The organism is Robertmurraya phoenicis, assembly GCF_047302285.1.
Classification (GTDB): Bacteria; Bacillota; Bacilli; order Bacillales; family Cytobacillaceae; genus Robertmurraya.
Genome location: NZ_CP154845.1, coordinates 2,738,001 through 2,754,986, shown reverse-complemented (window position 1 = coordinate 2,754,986; position 16,986 = coordinate 2,738,001). Strand labels below are relative to the sequence as shown.

Sequence of the window (16,986 nt, the reverse complement as noted above, 5' to 3'; positions counted from 1 at the left end):
AATGCCAACAATTTTTGACCTAGTAAACTCAAAAAATATTGCTGCTTATTATGAAAACAATCCATCAAATAAGGTACCGTACCTTGGAAGCACACTTTTTCCTGCAAAGAAGCAATTAGGCTTAGATCTAAGCTGGATTAAAGGTTCAAACGGTCTTCCTATAGCGTTAACACCATCAGCGTTCGATACAAAGGCGACTGTACGTGATCGTATTGGATTTTCAAAAATTCAAACTGAAATGCCATTTTTCCGTGAGTCTATGAGAGTTGGAGAAAAGGATCGTCAGGAACTAAATCGTTTATTAGCATCGAATTTAGAAGATGCTTATAAAACCATCGTCACAAATATCTATGATGATGTTAAAACATTGGTTGATGGTGCGAATGTACAGCCAGAACGAATGATTATGCAACTTCTTTCTACTGGAAAGATTGCCATTACTGCTAACCGTCAGAACCTAGACTATGATTACAAAATGAAAGAGGACCATAAGGAAACATTGATTGGCGGAGCAGAATGGAGTCAACCTGATTCCACTCCAATTCAAGATATCCTTAGATGGATGGATGCAGTAGAAGAAAACACTGGTGTTCGTCCTACAAATGCAATTATGACAAGAAAAACATTGGGTTACTTACTTGATCATAAGAGTATCCGTCTCGATATGAATCCACTCGGTGGACAGAATGTCATTATGACTGAAGCTATGCTTAAACAGTACTTAACTACTAAGTTAGGACTTAAAGTTGCGGTCTATAACAAGAAGTATCGTGCTGAAGATAACTCTCTTCATAACTTCTATCCGGATGATCATCTTACTCTTATCCCAGATGGGAAATTAGGACAAACCTATTATGGAACGACTCCTGAGGAAAGTGATTTGATGACTGGTGCTACAAAAGCAGAAGTGAATGTCGTTAATACGGGGGTTGCAATTACATCGATTAAAGAAGAGCATCCAGTTAACGTGATGACAGTCGTATCCGAGATTGTACTACCAAGCTTTGAAACTATCGATAATATCTTTATTGCCAAAGTAAACTAGGGAGAGGCTTATTGCCTCTCTATTTTATTAGGAGGAATTTCGAATGACTGAAGAATCCTACAAAGAATTAAATGTGGATGAGGTTCTTGAAGCAGTTCATAATGGGGAGATTTCGGTTGAACAAGCTTTTGATTTTGAATTGCAAGGAAAAAAACGCAAGACGCTAATGGATGCATTAAAAGAGATTGTGAACACAACTAAGAGCGACGATCAGAAATTGGATTTTAAACTACACCTGGTCACTTTTAATAGAAATGTGAAATATGGCAAGAGCAGATTTAGGTTAGGTGAAAAGGTCAAAGTAACAGAAGAAGAATACAACCAATTGCTTAATGCCGGAGTAATCCAAGCAGGTGATTAATCCATGGATGTATTAGAGATTGTGAAAGCTAAACTTCCTTCTGAGGGTACGCCAAGTGACCAATTGCTTGAAATGTATATAGATGAAGTTCGGCAATCGATTCTAACTTATTGCAATCGGAATGATGTTCCAGCCGATTTGAATTTTGTCTATGCAAACATGGTTGTCGATTTAATAACTGAAGAATCAAGAAAAGCTGATTCAGATGCACAGCAGTCCGTAGAATCCATTAAAGAAGGGGATACCCAAGTTACTTTCGGAAGTATTTCCAAGTCTGCTAGCGAAACATCTACCCAACAAATTTTATTTAACTACAAATCTCAATTAAATCGATTCAGGAAATTGAGGCGGTAGTGGATGAACCCAGTTAGAAAAGCAATAGAAAGCATGTATAAAGGAGTCTGCACGATTAAAGAATATCGTGATGTAAAGGATCCAAATACGCACATTTCAAGGAAACAAGAAGTTGAAGTAATAAAAGACCAGCCTTGTCGCTTGTCTTATTCAAAGATAACGTCAACAGGTCAGAGTAATTCTTCTTCACCGGTAATTCAAACCATCAAGTTATTTATTTCTCCTGACATTGAAGTAAAGCCGGGTTCCAAGCTGATCGTAACTCAGAATGGCAAAACAACTGAGTTTGCTAGAAGTGGAGAACCTGCTTTGTATACCCATCATCAGGAGATCACTCTGGAGCTATTTAAGGAGTATGCGTAATGGCTAGATGGGGTCGTGTGGACTATCGCCAATTACAAAGGCTTCAACGGAAATTAGATAATCTAGAGCGAAGTGCTGACTTTCAGAAATTTTGTGAGAGTTGTGCGAAGGAACTCGCAGCACGATTATTAGCAAAAGTAATTCGAAGAACCCCTGTAGGACAGTACAGTAATGAGGTCAACTTTGTAACTAAGGATGGAAAACAAGTGTCATTTAAGACAAGTACGGTTAAAACAGGCGGTACACTTAGACGAGGGTGGACTGCTAAAACTGCTCAAGAAGCTGAAGCTGGAACAGGAAGAGGCGGGAATGCCGTTTCATTTGCTCAAGAGCTTCGAGTTGTTAAGAGAGGACATATGTACGAATTGGAAGTAATCAATCCAGTAGAGTATGCCTTAACGTAATGGGGCATGTAAAACCGAGCAAAATCGGTAAACGCTAAACCTTATTAAAGTTCATGTTGAAGTTGGTCATTGCTAAATAACCTTGGTATAATTAAGTTATATAAGATTAAGAGGTGAGTGACCATGGCTCGATTTAAAGACTTGACTGGAAAAGTGTTTGGTAAATTGATTGTAATGGAATTCTCTCGAAATGTTAAAAGTGGAGAAAGATTAAGGAAATATTGGCTGTGCAAATGCGAGTGTGGAAATATGCATGAGGTTAGAACGGATTCGCTTACTTCTGGAAACGTCATTTCTTGTGGTTGTGTAAAGAATGAACAAAATAAAGTGAATTTAGTAAAAAACCATCGCCACAAAATGAGTGGAACAAGGTTATATAGAATCTGGCAAAAAATGAAAGACCGTTGTTATAACCCTAATGTAAGGTCTTATGAAAATTATGGAGAACGTGGGATTAAATTATGTGATGAGTGGTTAATACCTGATAATTTCTTTGATTGGGCTCTATCTAGCGGTTATAAAGATGGACTTACAATTGACAGAATTGATAATGACGGTAATTATGAACCAAACAATTGTAGGTGGTCTACTCCAAAAGAGCAAGCAAGAAATAGAAGCACCAATGTAAAAGTGAATTTTCAAGGCAAGGAAATGACATTAGTTGAAGCAGCAGAAATGTCAGGATTTTCATATGGTGCTCTTAATGCAAGATACAATAAGGGCATTAGGGAAGAAAAACTATTTTTACCAATAGCTGATCAGGGTGAATCAAGGGAAGTTGATTATAATGGCAAGATTATTACATTGAGAGAATTGGCTAATATTACAGGAATCAATTTAAACACTTTAAAGAGTAGATGGAGAGCCGGCAGACGAGGTACAGAACTTTATAAATAGGGCATGCAAATACCGAGGTAACTTACTAGATTCGAAAGGCTAGTGAGCACCGTAGAGCGTAGAGGGTGAATAAATATAATCCCTCCAAGAGTGTTCGGAACAAAGCACATTGATTGTGATGTGTTTTTGTTATGATGTACGCCGAACCGGGGATGAATTAACATCCCATTATGCGAGGAAACTCCCGGAAGTAGAGGATAAAAAGCCTTTACGATAACAAAATGCATATGTTGAATTTGGCCACAGGACATCTAATCATATAGGGTGGGTTCCTGGTCGATTTATGATGAAGGTCTCAGCAGCAGAAGTAGAGAAGCAGGCTCCTAAAATCCTAGAAAAGAAAATTCAAAAGTTTTTAGAGGAGGTATTCGGTGGGAATTAACGATGTAATAGACGCCATTGCAGTTAAACTGCATGATACCTTCGGTGACGGATATACAATTTACGACGAAGCAGTTCCACAAAATTTAAAGGAACCTGCTTTTTTTATTTTCCCTCTAGAACCAAGTTTGACAAAGGTCATTGGTAATCGATATTTAAACACTTTACCCTTTGATATCCATTATTTTGGTTCTAGCAATAGAGATGCTTACACCGTCCTAGAACAGTTAAATACAGAAATGGAATTCATTATATGCAGCAATGGTGATTTGTTGCATGGTACAAATATGTCTTCACACTTGGAAGATGGTGTTTTGCATTTCTTTGTTAATTATAATTTCCACGTAATAAAAGTAACGGAGCAAGAAGAATCAATGGATGGGTTATCGATTGATGGCTCCATAAGGGGTGAATAAGGATGGCAAACGAACAATCAAGTAAGACGGCGAAATTTCCGAAGGCTCAAATATTATCATCAACTAACTTTCGCGAGCGCAGAGATTTACTGAACGTTCTGCTTAAAGATGATCTTAAGTATTCCATCAAGGAAGTAGAGCAAGAAATTGATAAATTCATGAAAAAGAAGGTGAAATAGATGGCTTTAGGTGGCGGTACTTTTACATCACAAAACAAGGTTCTTCCAGGTGCTTATATAAATTTTATCAGCGCATCACGGGCATCTTCTTCATTATCAGATCGTGGTGTGGCAGCATTAGCACTCTCATTGGATTGGGGTGTAGAGGATGAGGTTTTTGCTGTTAAGGGTGAGGAACTGGAAAGGCAATCTTTAAAAATCTTTGGTTATCCATACGACGATGAAAAGCTAAAGGGCATTAGGGATCTATTCAAGAATATCCATACTGCTTACCTGTATCGATTAAATACAGGAGCAAAAGCATCCAACACTTTTGCAACTGCAAGGTATGGCGGAATTAGAGGGAATGATTTAAAAACGGTTATTTCAGTCAACATAGACGACTCTGAAAAGTTTGATGTTTATACTTTACTCGGCACTACCGAAGTTGACGTACAAACAGTTTCTAGTATTGAGGAATTACAGCCTAATGACTTTGTAGAATGGAAAACGAATGCAGAGTTGGCAGAAACAGCAGGAACTCCATTTACAGCGGGTACTAATGGAGCAGAACCAACCGGGGAGGCTTACCAAGCCTTTTTGGACAAGGTAGAGTCATATAACTTTAATGCACTAGGATGTCCAGCGAGCGATCCCGTCATTACTTCTTTATTTGTAGCTTTTACTAAGCGAATGAGAGATAAGGTAGGCGCAAAATTCCAAACCGTTGTTTACCGGAATCAAGCCGATTTTGAAGGAGTAATATCTGTAGAGAACAGTGTGCTAGATGAAGGTGCTTTTCCTCAGTCTCTAGTATATTGGGTTACCGGTGCTGCAGCTGGTTGCGAGATTAATAAGTCAAATACGAATAAACAGTACGACGGGGAGTTTTCAGTAGATGTCGACTATACGCAAACAGCATTAGAATACGCATTGAAAGATGGGAAATTTATTTTCCATAAGGTAGGGGATGATATTCGGGTCCTTGAAGATATCAATACACTTGTGACCTTCACTGAAGATAAGAACAGCGATTTTAGCAGTAACCAGACTATTCGTGTCCTGGATCAAATTGCTAACGATATTGCTGTTCTTTTTAATACAAAGTACCTTGGGAAAATTCCAAATAATGAATCTGGTAGAGTCTCGTTTTGGAATGACGTTGTATCCCATCATAGAGAACTCGAGACATTGCAGGCAATTGAAAATTTCAACGCTGATGATGTTGTTGTGGCACAAGGCGAAGGTAAAAAATCGGTTGTCGTTAGTGACAAGATTACTGTAGTTAATGCTATGAGTCATTTGTATATGACAGTAACGGTAAACTGAAACATGACTGTTGTAGTCTACTAATGATATAATCATATTGAGGTGGTTATATCATGAGAAGAGTTAGTGATTTAACTGGCAACAGATTCGGAAGACTTTTAGTCATAAAGCGTGTAGAAAACATTGATAAGGGGTCGAGATGGTTATGCAAGTGTGATTGTGGCAATGAAAAAGTCATTAGAAGAACCCATTTGATGAGCGGAAATACCAAGTCCTGCGGATGTTTTTCAAAGGAAATTTCTTCTGAAAGAGGGAATAAATCAAAAATCGGTGACAGAACTAGAACACATGGGGACTTCGGAACAAAGCTCTACGGAGTCTGGGCGGGTATGAAACGTCGTTGCTATAATCCTCAAACAAAGCATTATACAGACTACGGTGGTCGAGGAATCAAAATGTGTCATGAATGGAAAGAAAGTTATAACGTCTTTAAAAAATGGGCTTTAGCCAACGGATATAAAGAGGGTCTTTCCATTGAAAGAATTGATGTTAACAAACACTATTGTCCAGAAAATTGTAAGTGGATACCTTTAAGTGAACAAAATAGCAATAAACGCACTTCCATTAGGATTGAGTATAAAGGTAGAAAATACTCTATAAAAGAATTATCAGAGATGACTGGCATAAAAATCAAAACAATCCGAGATAGGTATTACAGAGGGTTACCTATCGAAAAAATTATAAGTCCCATCATTAGAAAAAATCAGTACAAATAGTGCTGATTTTTTCTTTATTTTGAAAGGAGTGTTAGAAACTATGGCCCAAGCGATGAATGCTAAAGATGCAGTCAGTGCTTCTCTCGCTGAGTGTTTTGTTACAATCGAGGGTAATCGGTATAACTTTATGCAAATAATCGATTTTGAATCGAATATCGAAAAATCAAAAACCTCCGTTCCTATCCTAGGTAAAACAGGGAAAGGGAATAAATCGACGGGATGGTCAGGTACCTTTAGTGGTACTGCGCACTATAACCAATCGATTTTCAGAGACTTACTCTATCGTTTCAAAGAAACTGGGGAAGATATCTATTTTGATATTCAAGTGACCAACGAGGATCCGACTTCAAGCGTTGGTCGCCAAACTGTGATACACAAAGGGTGTAATCTTGACGGTGGCGTCTTAGCGAAGTTTGATGCAGACGGAGAATATTTGGATGAACCAATTGAAGGGACTTTTGATGACTTCGAAATACCTGAAAAATTTAATTTACTTGCGGGAATGTAATTAGAAAAGGAGTCTACGTTTGTGGGCTCCTTTAATTTTTGAATAAAGGACTGGTGAGATACATGAGCAATTTAAGCGCATTTCTAAGTCAAAATGCCGTTAAAGTGGAAAACGTTAAACATGTTGCATCTAAAAGATTCGTAGATGAAAACAAAAAGCCAATGAAATGGGAAATCTGCGGAATTACTTCTGAGGAAGATGAGGCATTAAGGAAGGCTTGTACTCGTAGGGTTCCAGTGCCAGGAAAGCGAAATGCCTACACACCTGAAACTGACCTTAATGCATATCTCGGAAAACTCGCAGCCAGGTGTACAGTTTTCCCAAATCTAAATGATTCAGAATTGCAGAATAGTTATGGAGTAATGGGTTCAGATGCATTGTTAAAAACAATGTTAACCCCTGGTGAATACGCTGACTACTTAGCGAAGGTTCAAGAAGTCAACGGTTTTGAGGTATCGATGGAAGATTTGGTGGATGAAGCAAAAAACTAATTAATGAGGGTGATGGTGAAGCAAACATTGCCTACTATTGCCTTCATAAATTTCATAGATGGCCTCATGAATTCATGTCTCTTGGAAAACAAGAAAAAGCCTTTGTTATAGCAGCTGTTCAAATTAGGCTGGAGAAAGAGAAGAAGGAGGAAAGTAAAATCAAAAGCAAAACCAAAGGTCGAAAATAATATCTTTTTAGTAATATCCCCCTATATTGTTATATAATTCTATTAAATAATAATTAAGGTGGGATTAACGTGGGGGCGAAAAATAAGGTTATTGCAGGAGATTATCAAGGTTTTCAAGTAACTGGAACATTCGGCGTGATTTCAATAATAACTGGATTTGGAAAAGCAGTTAATCTAGATAAAAATACAGTTGAATCATATGAACTGATAACAGATGAGCATAGAAAAAGTGCTGTAAGTGGTGTATCTCGAGGTTTGGTAGGAGGGGCATTGCTTGGTCCAGTTGGTCTTTTGGCGGGACTATCCGCAAAAAGCAAAAGTACGATGGTAGTCGCAATAGAGTTTAAAGATGGTAAGAAAAGTCTATTAGAGGTTGATGGGAAAATCTATAAGTCTTTGGTTCAAAAAATGTTTTGATAGACTTGAATTATCGAGGTGAAATGAATGGTATTCAATTTATTTAGAAAAAAGAATAAGATTCCTTCCTCAAATAACAATCTACCAGACTATCTAGAAGATTATAATAAAGCTATTAGAGATATTCAAAATAGTAAATACTGCAACATTTCCTCCGATGAGGAAGAATTTATTTATTGTTTGATAAAATCACTGAAAAGCAAAGGGAATAATAAAACATTAAATTTAAGAAGAATGAGCAATATGGCAATTGATGTGACTTATGATATTTACCCGATAGGGAAAGTGAAATTACAGGGTAGTAATACATGGATGCAAATTTTCTTAGATTTATATGATGTCAAGGTTCTTGAAAATTGCGTACTGGAAGAATATCTTGAAAATATAGAACTCTGGATACAGTATATCCAAGAAGAATTATCTGAATGAAGAATGCGATATAACTATCGCATTCTTTTTATTTTAATGCAAAGGCGGTGAAATGGATGGCAACTATAAGAACTGCGATCCAAGTATACGATGGGATGTCGCCAGCTTTTCGCTCCATGAACAATGCAATGCATATCATTTTAAACTCATTTGAAAATTTACAGAATGCGTCAAGAAATGCGGTGGATACGTCTAGTATCCAGACTGCTAGACAAGAGTTGACGAGAGCAGAATCCGTTTTCAATAATATTATTCAAAATATTAATGGAGCTGCACAGAGTCAGCAAAACTTAAATAACAATATAAATCGAGGAACTTCCGCAGCAAGTGGTCTTTTATCAAAATTAATCGCAATTGCCTCTACGTATTTGGGTATTCAAGCAGGAGGTAACATACTCGCTTTATCCGATGAACTCACTAATACGACAGCTCGACTGAACCTAATGAACGATGGTCTGCAAACAACAGCAGAACTACAAGGCATGATATTCCAATCTGCCCAGAGGTCTTATGGATCGTATTCCAGAACAGCAGATTTAATAGCTAAATTAGGTATGAATGCAAAAGATGCCTTCGCTTCAAATGCTGAGGCTATTCATTTTGGTGAGCTGCTCAATAAACAATTTGCAATAGCTGGGACAAATGCAGAAGGAATTAGTTCCGCCACTCTCCAACTTACCCAAGCGCTAGGTTCTGGGGTGTTGAGAGGAGAGGAATTAAATAGTGTATTTGAACAAGCTCCAAATATTATTCACACTATTGCAGATTATCTGGAAGTTCCAATCGGGAAAATTCGAGAAATGGCAGCTGAAGGATTATTGTCTGCTGATGTTGTTAAAAAAGCAATGTTCGCTGCAACTGATGAAATAAACGATAAATTTAAATCGATGCCACTTACTTTTTCTCAACTATGGACTAGTTTTAAAAATGATGCTTTAATGTCTTTCCAACCTGTATTACAAAAGCTTAATGAAATTGCTAATAATGATAAGTTTCAACAAGTAGTCCAAAATGTATCTGCATCTTTAACCACATTAGCAGGTGTTATTATGTGGGTACTCTCGCTTATATCATCAATTGGTGGTTTTTTCTACGATAATTGGGGCATAATCAGTCCAATTATATGGGGAATAGTTGCTGTTTTTGCAATATATACAGGCATTCTACTTGTGCACAAAACAGCATTAATGTTAACGGCAGCATGGCAGGCAATCCTGACGATAAGAACATCTGCCCAAGCAGCTGCGGCAATGTTAGCAACAGGAGCTACTTTTGCCCAAACTGTCGCCCAGCACGGTTTAAATGCAGCATTGTTAGCTAGTCCAATAACAAAGATTATTTTTGCGATAATAATTTTTGTTGTGGTTATTTATGCTGCTGTAGGGGCTTTAAATAAGTTCGCAGGAACATCCATTTCAGCAACTGGAGTTATAGCAGGTGCTTTTATGACTGCGCTCGCCTTCATAGGGAATTTGTTTGTAGGGTTATGGAATCTATTAGTCGATGTATCGGCTTCAATCTGGAATATATTTGCTACAGTAGCTGAGTTTTTAGCCAATGTATTTGTAGATCCTCTTGGCTCAATTGTCCGCCTTTTTGCTGGGATGGCAGATTCAGTTCTTGGGATTCTAGAAGGCATTGCTTCTGCTATTGATGCGGTTTTCGGTTTTAATCTTGCATCAGCTGTAAATGGATGGCGAAGTGGTTTAAACGGAAAGGTCATTGATTTGGTTGGAGAAGCCAAGATTAAGATGAATCGCATGGATAGTTCAAATCTTAAACTTGACAGATTTGAATATGGGAAAGCTTTTGACTCTGGATATAGTTGGGGAAAGGGCGTTGAGGATAAACTTGGCGGTGCATTTAAGATGGGGGATATTTTAGGAAAAGCCGGTTCATTAGAATCTTTGGGTGCATTAGGTAGTCTAGATGGTCTAGATAAAAGTGGGAAAGATACAGCGGCTAATACAGCTAAAATGGCCGACTCCATGGACATTGCTGAAGAGGATCTTAAGTACTTAAGAGATCTCGCAGAACAAGAAGTAGTAAATCGCTTTACCACGGCTGAAATCAAAGTGGAAATGACTAATCATAACCAAATCAATAATGAGATGGACCTCGATGGTGTCGTAACTTACCTAGAAGAAAAGGTAAATGAAGCGATGGAAATTTCTGCAGAGGGGGATCATGATTAATGGTATATGCTTTTTATCTGGATAGTGTTCTGTTACCGGTTGCCCCATCAGCAATGAGCACCAAAATTAATAATCAAAATAAAACCATTAATCTTATCAATGATGGAGAGGTAAATATCCTTAAAACGGCTGGGCTTACAGAGATAAGCTTTGAATGCATGATTCCACAGGTTCGTTACCCGTTTGCTGTTTACCCAAATGGATTTAAAGAGGCGTCTTTCTATCTTAGTAAAATTGAAAAATTGAAGATCGATAAGAAACCTTTTCAGTTTATTGTTTCTCGTGTTACGCCGTCTGGAAAAATACTTTTTGATACAAATATGAAGGTCTCTCTTGAAGAGTATGAGATTGACGAAGATGCGGAAAATGGACTGGACTTATTAATCTCTATAAAACTCAAACAATATCGCCCATATGGTTTGAAAACGGTGAAAATTAAGGTACCCACCAATAATACTAAGAAGAAGGCTCATACTAAAAACGCTAGGCCTACCAATAAAACTACTACTTCAACCTATACGATTGTTAGTGGAGATACCTTATGGGCAATCGCAAAAAAGAAGCTTACGTCAGGTACTAGATATAAAGAGATTTATAATTTAAATAAATCCGTAATCGAAGCAGAGGCCAAGAGGCGAGGTAGGAAAAGCTCCAGCAGCGGTCATTGGATTTATCCAGGAACAAAGTTAAAAATCCCTGCTCCATAAGAGGGGAGGCAAACATGAGTAAAGTTGAATTAGGCATACAAAACGGCTCTACCATTTATTACCCACCTGTCGAGGCAGGGATTGGATGGGAAACAGAAAGAAAGGGTGTGCCTGGTAAGCTGTCTTTTACAGTGAAAAATGAGACTAACCTAAACTTCCAAGAGGGTAACTCGGTCATGTTGAAAGTGGATGGGAAAAAACTTTTTTACGGCTTTGTTTTTCAGAAAAAAAGAGATAAGGAACAATTGATTAATGTAACGGCCTATGATCAGTTGAGGTACTTCAAGAATAAAGATACTTATGTTTATTCAAACAAGAGGTTAGATGAGTTGGTCAGGATGATCGCAACCGATTTTCGTCTTCAAACAGGAACCCTTGAAAACACGGGTTACAAAATTTCTAGTCGAGTCGAGGATAATAAAACGCTTTTTGATATTGTGCAAACAGCTGTTGATATTACCCTTCAAGATACGAAAAGAATGTTTGTTTTGTATGACGAATATGGAAAGCTTACATTAAAAAATGTCGAGTCCATGAAGTTAAATCTCTTGATTGATGAGGAAACTGGAGAGAACTTCGACTACACCTCTACCATTGACGGAGAAACGTACAATAAAATTAAACTTGCCTACGACAATAAGGACACTGGAAAGCGAGAAATTTATATTGCACAAGATTCCAAGAATATGAACTCTTGGGGCGTGCTGCAGTTTTTCGAGAAGATTGACGAGAAAGTAAATGGAAAGGCTAAGGCAAATAGTCTTTTGCAATTGTATAACAAGAAAACTAGAAATCTCTCAATCAAAAAAGCCTTTGGAGATACGCGGGTCCGTTCTGGTTGCGCTGTAGTTGTGAAATTGAATTTAGGTGACGTGAATGTCATGAACTATATGATGGTCGAAAAGGTCAAGCATACCTTCGAGGAGAATCAACATTATATGGATCTTACCTTAAGAGGCGGTGAGTTCATTGGCTAGCTTAAACGAGAGTATAAAAAAGATTGCTCTTAATGCACTTGATGCTAGTATGCCAGTTCAAATTATGTTTGGGACTGTTACTAGAGCTTCTCCATTAAGGGTTAATGTAGAGCAAAGATTAAACCTTGAAACCGCACATTTGGTCATTACCCAACAGGCGAGTGAATTCATGACTGTTGGTACAAAAGTAGTTCTCCTTCGTCAACAGGGAGGCCAAAAATATGTCGTCCTTGATAAGGTGGTGAGTAGATGATCCCCCAAACAGAAGATGATTTACAGACGGACTTTGAAGTCGAAGAAGAGCCAAGCAGAACCTATAACCTTAATGTAAAAAATAAAAGGTTGGTTGGTTTTACGGACGAATTAGAAGCAGTAAAGCAAGCTGCTTTTTTGATTTTAAACATTGAAAGATATGAGCATCTGATTTACTCCTGGGACTATGGAATTGAACTTTCAGATCTGTTTGGCCAACCCATCTCTTTTGTACTCCCGGAACTGAAAAGGCGAATTACTGAAGCATTGACACAAGATGACCGAATCCAAAGTGTTGATGCTTTTTCATTTGATGTAAATGGAAAAATCGTTCATGTTTCTTTCACTGTATCGAGTGTTTTTGGAGATTTTGATATTGAAAGGCAGGTGAACATTTAATGGAGGAACCAATTGATTTAGATGCCGAGTATGAAGATTTGCTCGAGCAAAAACTCGCTGACATTGATCCATCTTTGGACAAAAGAGAAGGCTCCATCATTTACAATGCTATAGCAGCTAACACTGCCGAAATTTCTCAGATGTTAGTAACTATCAAGGATTTCATTGATGAAGGATTTGCTGATACTGCCTCGAGGGAATATTTAGTTAGGCGTGCAGCTGAACGTGGTATTAGTCCAGCTGAAGCGACAAAAGCCAAATTAAAAGGTGTATTTAATTTAGATGTTCCTATCGGATCGAGGTTTTCTTTAGATGATCTTAATTATGTGGTTACTGACAAAATAGCCACTGGAGAATATGTCTTAGAATGTGAGACTGAAGGAAATATTGGCAATGATTACTTAGGAGCTTTAATTCCCATCGATTACATTGATGGCCTTACCAGTGCAGAGTTAACAGAAATCCTCATCCCGGGAGAAGACGAAGAGGATACAGAAGTTTTTCGAGACCGATATTTTCGTAGTTTTAACTCAACGGCTTTTGGCGGGAATCGTGCCGATTATAAGGAAAAAGTAAATGCGATTAATGGTGTTGGTGGCGTTCGTGTCTATCGTGCATGGAATGGCGGGGGAACCGTAAAACTCGTCATCATAAATTCTGTTTATGAAGTCCCTAGTCAGGTGTTAGTTGATACTGTCCAGGAGCAAGTGGATCCTTTAAATGCTCAAAGTGAAGGTTTGGGAATTGCTCCCATTGATCATATCGTAACGGTTTTTCCGGTAGAAACTAGAGCTATTGATGTCCAATTGAATATCACCTATCAAGATGGTTGGACGTGGGCAGACATCGAATCGAATGTACTATCCGTAATAGATGAGTATTTTAAGAGTTTAGCTGAGGAATGGGCAAAGAGTGAGGATGACAACGCTGGTGTAATCGTTCGTGTCAGTCAGATTGAAACTCGGCTTTTGAATGTAGCGGGTGTTTTGGACATTGCGGATACACTTTTAAACGGCGCATCCTCTAATATTCAATTAGATGCAACGAGCATTCCCATAAGGGGTGATGTTAGTGGCTAGAGAAGTAAATATTTTAAGTTATTTACCAAGCATACTCAGAGAGATAAAAGAGTACGTAGAAATCGCAAAAGTTGAAGATCCTCAACTAGAAAGATTATGGCAGGAGATTGAGAATGCACTTGATAATCAATTTGTTACAACTGCAAATGAATGTGGAGTGCAAAGGTACGAAAAGATTTTGAATTTAAGTGCTCCGGGCACTGATACCTTAGAAACAAGAAGATTTCGGATTTTAACACGATATCAAGAGCAAGCACCTTACACGAATAAGGTCCTAAGACAATTGCTGGACAGTCTGTTAGGAGAAAACGGTTATGCCTTAGTTCGAGATATAGAAGGAAAGAAAATCACCGTCAAAATTGAATTAACTGTAAAGGGGCAATTTGATGCAGTGGTAGTGATGTTAGAACGTATTACGCCAATGAATATGATTCTGACCGTAGAATTGAGATATAACCAGCACAGTAAGTTAGCCGAGTTTACCCATAACCAATTAGCAACATACACACATTCATATATAAGAAACGAGGTGTTAACAGATGGCTAATAGTACTCCAAATTATGATCTGACCAAGCCTACTCCAGATGAGTTTTATGATATTGAAATTCAAAACGAAAACATGGATAAAATCGATGGGGCTTTAAAGACCTTTCGAGATGAAGTGAAGAAAGAGGACGTAGAAACTGCCACCCTCGTACATGGCGACAACCTCATTACCAGCAAGCAAAAGACTCCAATCAACGTCGTGCATATGCAAGGTCGCACAGAGATTGTTGAGGGGCAAGGGTTTCGTGGCATTGTTAACCCAACTATTGAGGTAGAGGATACACGAGAAGTCCTTGATACAACGTTGCATGGAATGAATGATATTTATGATGAAATCATCCGTGAGAATGGAGTTTTGAAGAAAATTGAACGGTTTAAGGAATTGATACTTGACGGGAATTTAGTATGGGAGTTTAGTGCATCGAGAACAGGATATAAAACCGTAAGGACGAAAAATATATCTAATTCTATACCTTTTAATGTTTTTGATGTAGTAGTTAAATATGACGGGAAAACCTTTCGACTATTAGCAGATTTCAACCATTCCACAAGAGACCAAGCATATATCACAGGAGATGGTACTTTTATTGTATCTATCAGTAATGTAGACAGCGGCTGGGGACAAGATTACACACCAACTGCCGATGAATTTAAAGCTTATTTTTTAGGTTGGAAAATGTTTGACCAGATTGGTAGTCGATACGATCCATACAACGGAGTAGCTATTAAAGCTTGGTGTCCAAGATATACCGACGGCACTCTTGGAGAAGAAACGTACACGACTTTACCTATTGAATCACATCAAAATTGGCAACCATACCGTCTACTTTATCAATTGGCGACCCCTCAAAGAGTAACCGTTCCGACAAAAGGCATGGCTATGTTAGAGGAAGGTGAAAATGCGGTTAAGTTGAGGCAAGGGATTGTTGTGAGGGAACGTGTTATTCCTCATGTAAGCACGACAATGGTGTTTATAAACAGAAGTGAAAGTCCGACAGGTATCCTTAGACATAAAGCGAAGAAAATATTTTCGGTGTTTAAGAATGACGATGTTGCATCCGAATGGGTTATAGAACAGAACCCACTATCTCACGGAGAAGAACGTGCCTTTGCAGTGTTATCTGATATTGATCCTACTGCAACCTATTATGTCACCTATGAAATTCTGCCCGAACTAACGGCGCAAGCAGATAACGTAGAGGTTGAGTACAGCCAAAACATCAAGAGTATTGTGGAAGAGCATACAGAACAGTTGAAGGTGCATGAAGATAGGTTGGATGGTTTGCCTGATTTTATCGCTAATACAAGCGGAATTGTTGAGAGTGGAAGAAATGCAAATGGTTATTATGTGAAATTTGCAGATGGGACAATGGAGTGCTATTTCCAAGGTGTCATTACTCAAAGCATTACTACATCAGCAGGCTCCATGTTTACGGGTGTTGAACAAACGTGGGTGTATCCTGCTTCATTCAAAAGTGCAGAAGATATGTGGTTTGGCGGTAGTGTAAACTCTTCAAATTTATCGAATGCATCTTATATAACACCTTTCGGGTCGGGAAATACTGCGAATATTCAATATAAAATAATATCGCCTGTTTCAAGCGGTTCTGCAATCGCAAGAGTAAGGCTAAGAGCAATCGGGAGGTGGAAATGATGAGAGTTCTATATAGCCCTATACGTTCTGATGATAAGCTATCCTATGAGTTCGTCGGGGATGAAATCACCGTAACCCTAAACGGTCAATCTGAAATCTTTGATTTTGCGGATATGCCGAATGGGCGACTGGAAAATGTCGAAACAGACCTACCTATAAATCCAATCGTAAATGCAGAAAAAATCGATGGTGAATTATTTGTGACTTTGGTATACTTCCACGGACCGACAGCTACACACGATGAGTTATACCCGCAATGGCAGGAGGTGCTTGAGGATGGAACATTCAGAGCCATCGAGAGCGAAACTGACTTTTAAGTCGCAATCAGACATTGAAGCCGAGGAAATGTTAAACGCCCTTAAGCCAACAGAGGATGCAATCAAACAAGCAGAACTACAATTAATGATTTTAAATACCATGATGGAGGTTGGTCTATTATGAATAAAGTACAGGAAATGTTAGTAAACTCTTATGCTACTTTGGTGATGGCGAAAAAGATGGCGATTACTGATGTGCCAGAAAAGAAAGTGATTAGTGGAGTCGAAATGCCAATTCGTTCAGAGGTCGAAATTGAAATCGCAGAGCGTACCATAGAAGTACTAGGATAACACCCAAAAAGGAGGGTGTATTTTTTATGCAACCGATACGAATCAAATACACAACAATAATCAAATACAGTTTGGTTTATTTGGACTTTCGCTTCTTAAATCAATTGCAGT

Annotated in this window: 25 protein-coding genes; all 25 read left to right on the top strand. The window is 38.3% G+C overall.

The features are described 5' to 3' along the window. The first annotated feature begins 1 nt into the window (after position 1). The 25 genes from AA0X71_RS13715 to AA0X71_RS13595 all read left to right on the top strand — a co-directional run bounded on the left by AA0X71_RS13715 (position 2) and on the right by AA0X71_RS13595 (position 16,875). Positions 2–1,045, top strand: a complete 1,044-nt coding sequence (locus AA0X71_RS13715; protein WP_413355866.1) for a major capsid protein — start codon at positions 2–4, stop codon at positions 1,043–1,045. Positions 1,046–1,088: 43 nt separating this feature from the next. Further along, the gene (locus AA0X71_RS13710) at positions 1,089–1,406 is read left to right on the top strand and encodes a hypothetical protein (protein WP_413355865.1); all 318 of its coding nucleotides are present in this window, start codon (positions 1,089–1,091) and stop codon (positions 1,404–1,406) included. A gap of 3 nt (positions 1,407–1,409) precedes the next feature. Then, entirely contained in the window at positions 1,410–1,760 is a 351-nt protein-coding gene (locus AA0X71_RS13705; RefSeq protein WP_413355864.1) for a phage head-tail connector protein, read from the top strand. A gap of 3 nt (positions 1,761–1,763) precedes the next feature. Then, positions 1,764–2,123 carry a hypothetical protein gene (locus AA0X71_RS13700; RefSeq protein WP_413355863.1) on the top strand — a complete coding sequence of 120 codons (360 nt, stop codon included), beginning with the start codon at positions 1,764–1,766 and terminating at the stop codon, positions 2,121–2,123. Next, positions 2,123–2,527, top strand: coding sequence for an HK97 gp10 family phage protein (locus AA0X71_RS13695; RefSeq protein WP_413355862.1), 405 nt, complete (start codon positions 2,123–2,125; stop codon positions 2,525–2,527). The genes AA0X71_RS13700 and AA0X71_RS13695 overlap by 1 nt, the downstream gene beginning before the upstream one ends. A 123-nt stretch (positions 2,528–2,650) precedes the next feature. Beyond that, entirely contained in the window at positions 2,651–3,424 is a 774-nt protein-coding gene (locus AA0X71_RS13690) for a hypothetical protein (RefSeq protein ID WP_413355861.1), read from the top strand. 371 nt (positions 3,425–3,795) lie between these two features. After that, on the top strand, positions 3,796–4,221 hold the full coding sequence (locus tag AA0X71_RS13685; protein ID WP_413355860.1) for a DUF6838 family protein: 426 nt from the start codon (positions 3,796–3,798) through the stop codon (positions 4,219–4,221). Between the two features lie 2 nt (positions 4,222–4,223). Continuing rightward, the gene (locus AA0X71_RS13680; protein ID WP_413355859.1) at positions 4,224–4,400 is read left to right on the top strand and encodes a hypothetical protein; all 177 of its coding nucleotides are present in this window, start codon (positions 4,224–4,226) and stop codon (positions 4,398–4,400) included. Continuing rightward, complete coding sequence (locus tag AA0X71_RS13675; RefSeq protein ID WP_413355858.1) at positions 4,401–5,708, top strand: phage tail sheath family protein; 1,308 nt, start codon at positions 4,401–4,403, stop codon at positions 5,706–5,708. Between the two features lie 53 nt (positions 5,709–5,761). Next, a complete protein-coding gene (locus tag AA0X71_RS13670) occupies positions 5,762–6,424 on the top strand; it encodes a hypothetical protein (protein WP_413355857.1) in 663 nt (220 codons plus the stop codon). 40 nt (positions 6,425–6,464) lie between these two features. Continuing rightward, positions 6,465–6,932, top strand: coding sequence for a phage tail tube protein (locus AA0X71_RS13665; protein ID WP_413355856.1), 468 nt, complete (start codon positions 6,465–6,467; stop codon positions 6,930–6,932). A 62-nt stretch (positions 6,933–6,994) separates the two neighbouring features. Next, positions 6,995–7,423 (top strand): phage tail assembly chaperone, encoded by a 429-nt coding sequence (locus AA0X71_RS13660; protein WP_413355855.1) that lies wholly within the window; start codon positions 6,995–6,997, stop codon positions 7,421–7,423. 257 nt (positions 7,424–7,680) lie between these two features. After that, positions 7,681–8,028, top strand: coding sequence for a hypothetical protein (locus tag AA0X71_RS13655; protein WP_413355854.1), 348 nt, complete (start codon positions 7,681–7,683; stop codon positions 8,026–8,028). Positions 8,029–8,055: 27 nt separating this feature from the next. Continuing rightward, positions 8,056–8,457, top strand: coding sequence for a hypothetical protein (locus AA0X71_RS13650; protein ID WP_413355853.1), 402 nt, complete (start codon positions 8,056–8,058; stop codon positions 8,455–8,457). Between the two features lie 56 nt (positions 8,458–8,513). Beyond that, positions 8,514–10,652 carry a tape measure protein gene (locus AA0X71_RS13645; RefSeq protein WP_413355852.1) on the top strand — a complete coding sequence of 713 codons (2,139 nt, stop codon included), beginning with the start codon at positions 8,514–8,516 and terminating at the stop codon, positions 10,650–10,652. Next, positions 10,652–11,359: a LysM peptidoglycan-binding domain-containing protein gene (locus AA0X71_RS13640; RefSeq protein ID WP_413355851.1), complete on the top strand. Its 708-nt coding sequence runs from the start codon at positions 10,652–10,654 to the stop codon at positions 11,357–11,359. The genes AA0X71_RS13645 and AA0X71_RS13640 overlap by 1 nt, the downstream gene beginning before the upstream one ends. Before the next feature lie 14 nt (positions 11,360–11,373). Continuing rightward, positions 11,374–12,336 carry a hydrolase gene (locus AA0X71_RS13635; RefSeq protein WP_413355850.1) on the top strand — a complete coding sequence of 321 codons (963 nt, stop codon included), beginning with the start codon at positions 11,374–11,376 and terminating at the stop codon, positions 12,334–12,336. Beyond that, positions 12,329–12,589 (top strand): DUF2577 domain-containing protein, encoded by a 261-nt coding sequence (locus AA0X71_RS13630; protein ID WP_413355849.1) that lies wholly within the window; start codon positions 12,329–12,331, stop codon positions 12,587–12,589. The genes AA0X71_RS13635 and AA0X71_RS13630 overlap by 8 nt, the downstream gene beginning before the upstream one ends. Then, a complete protein-coding gene (locus AA0X71_RS13625) occupies positions 12,586–12,987 on the top strand; it encodes a DUF2634 domain-containing protein (RefSeq protein WP_413355848.1) in 402 nt (133 codons plus the stop codon). The genes AA0X71_RS13630 and AA0X71_RS13625 overlap by 4 nt, the downstream gene beginning before the upstream one ends. Continuing rightward, positions 12,987–14,066, top strand: a complete 1,080-nt coding sequence (locus AA0X71_RS13620) for a baseplate J/gp47 family protein (protein ID WP_413355847.1) — start codon at positions 12,987–12,989, stop codon at positions 14,064–14,066. The genes AA0X71_RS13625 and AA0X71_RS13620 overlap by 1 nt, the downstream gene beginning before the upstream one ends. Further along, positions 14,059–14,613 (top strand): putative phage tail protein, encoded by a 555-nt coding sequence (locus AA0X71_RS13615; protein ID WP_413355846.1) that lies wholly within the window; start codon positions 14,059–14,061, stop codon positions 14,611–14,613. Before AA0X71_RS13620 ends, AA0X71_RS13615 begins: the two co-directional genes overlap by 8 nt. Next, complete coding sequence (locus AA0X71_RS13610; RefSeq protein WP_413355845.1) at positions 14,606–16,267, top strand: hypothetical protein; 1,662 nt, start codon at positions 14,606–14,608, stop codon at positions 16,265–16,267. The genes AA0X71_RS13615 and AA0X71_RS13610 overlap by 8 nt, the downstream gene beginning before the upstream one ends. Then, positions 16,264–16,584, top strand: a complete 321-nt coding sequence (locus AA0X71_RS13605) for a hypothetical protein (RefSeq protein WP_413355844.1) — start codon at positions 16,264–16,266, stop codon at positions 16,582–16,584. Before AA0X71_RS13610 ends, AA0X71_RS13605 begins: the two co-directional genes overlap by 4 nt. Further along, complete coding sequence (locus tag AA0X71_RS13600) at positions 16,544–16,708, top strand: hypothetical protein (protein ID WP_413355843.1); 165 nt, start codon at positions 16,544–16,546, stop codon at positions 16,706–16,708. The genes AA0X71_RS13605 and AA0X71_RS13600 overlap by 41 nt, the downstream gene beginning before the upstream one ends. Then, entirely contained in the window at positions 16,705–16,875 is a 171-nt protein-coding gene (locus AA0X71_RS13595) for a CD1375 family protein (RefSeq protein WP_413355842.1), read from the top strand. The genes AA0X71_RS13600 and AA0X71_RS13595 overlap by 4 nt, the downstream gene beginning before the upstream one ends. Positions 16,876–16,986 lie beyond the last annotated feature (111 nt).

Excerpts from the sequence above, each read along its gene's own strand:
- AA0X71_RS13690 (WP_413355861.1), top strand. The coding sequence starts at position 2,651 with ATGGCTCGATTTAAAGACTTGACTGGAAAAGTGTTTGGTAAATTGATT.
- AA0X71_RS13670 (WP_413355857.1), top strand. The coding sequence starts at position 5,762 with ATGAGAAGAGTTAGTGATTTAACTGGCAACAGATTCGGAAGACTTTTA.
- AA0X71_RS13710 (WP_413355865.1), top strand. The coding sequence starts at position 1,089 with ATGACTGAAGAATCCTACAAAGAATTAAATGTGGATGAGGTTCTTGAA.
- AA0X71_RS13705 (WP_413355864.1), top strand. The coding sequence starts at position 1,410 with ATGGATGTATTAGAGATTGTGAAAGCTAAACTTCCTTCTGAGGGTACG.
- AA0X71_RS13665 (WP_413355856.1), top strand. The coding sequence starts at position 6,465 with ATGGCCCAAGCGATGAATGCTAAAGATGCAGTCAGTGCTTCTCTCGCT.
- AA0X71_RS13600 (WP_413355843.1), top strand. The coding sequence starts at position 16,544 with ATGGAACATTCAGAGCCATCGAGAGCGAAACTGACTTTTAAGTCGCAA.
- AA0X71_RS13620 (WP_413355847.1), top strand. The coding sequence starts at position 12,987 with ATGGAGGAACCAATTGATTTAGATGCCGAGTATGAAGATTTGCTCGAG.
- AA0X71_RS13650 (WP_413355853.1), top strand. The coding sequence starts at position 8,056 with ATGGTATTCAATTTATTTAGAAAAAAGAATAAGATTCCTTCCTCAAAT.
- AA0X71_RS13675 (WP_413355858.1), top strand. The coding sequence starts at position 4,401 with ATGGCTTTAGGTGGCGGTACTTTTACATCACAAAACAAGGTTCTTCCA.
- AA0X71_RS13640 (WP_413355851.1), top strand. The coding sequence starts at position 10,652 with ATGGTATATGCTTTTTATCTGGATAGTGTTCTGTTACCGGTTGCCCCA.
- AA0X71_RS13635 (WP_413355850.1), top strand. The coding sequence starts at position 11,374 with ATGAGTAAAGTTGAATTAGGCATACAAAACGGCTCTACCATTTATTAC.
- AA0X71_RS13625 (WP_413355848.1), top strand. The coding sequence starts at position 12,586 with ATGATCCCCCAAACAGAAGATGATTTACAGACGGACTTTGAAGTCGAA.
- AA0X71_RS13605 (WP_413355844.1), top strand. The coding sequence starts at position 16,264 with ATGATGAGAGTTCTATATAGCCCTATACGTTCTGATGATAAGCTATCC.
- AA0X71_RS13700 (WP_413355863.1), top strand. The coding sequence starts at position 1,764 with ATGAACCCAGTTAGAAAAGCAATAGAAAGCATGTATAAAGGAGTCTGC.
- AA0X71_RS13645 (WP_413355852.1), top strand. The coding sequence starts at position 8,514 with ATGGCAACTATAAGAACTGCGATCCAAGTATACGATGGGATGTCGCCA.
- AA0X71_RS13680 (WP_413355859.1), top strand. The coding sequence starts at position 4,224 with ATGGCAAACGAACAATCAAGTAAGACGGCGAAATTTCCGAAGGCTCAA.
- AA0X71_RS13610 (WP_413355845.1), top strand. The coding sequence starts at position 14,606 with ATGGCTAATAGTACTCCAAATTATGATCTGACCAAGCCTACTCCAGAT.
- AA0X71_RS13595 (WP_413355842.1), top strand. The coding sequence starts at position 16,705 with ATGAATAAAGTACAGGAAATGTTAGTAAACTCTTATGCTACTTTGGTG.
- AA0X71_RS13660 (WP_413355855.1), top strand. The coding sequence starts at position 6,995 with ATGAGCAATTTAAGCGCATTTCTAAGTCAAAATGCCGTTAAAGTGGAA.
- AA0X71_RS13715 (WP_413355866.1), top strand. The coding sequence starts at position 2 with ATGCCAACAATTTTTGACCTAGTAAACTCAAAAAATATTGCTGCTTAT.
- AA0X71_RS13695 (WP_413355862.1), top strand. The coding sequence starts at position 2,123 with ATGGCTAGATGGGGTCGTGTGGACTATCGCCAATTACAAAGGCTTCAA.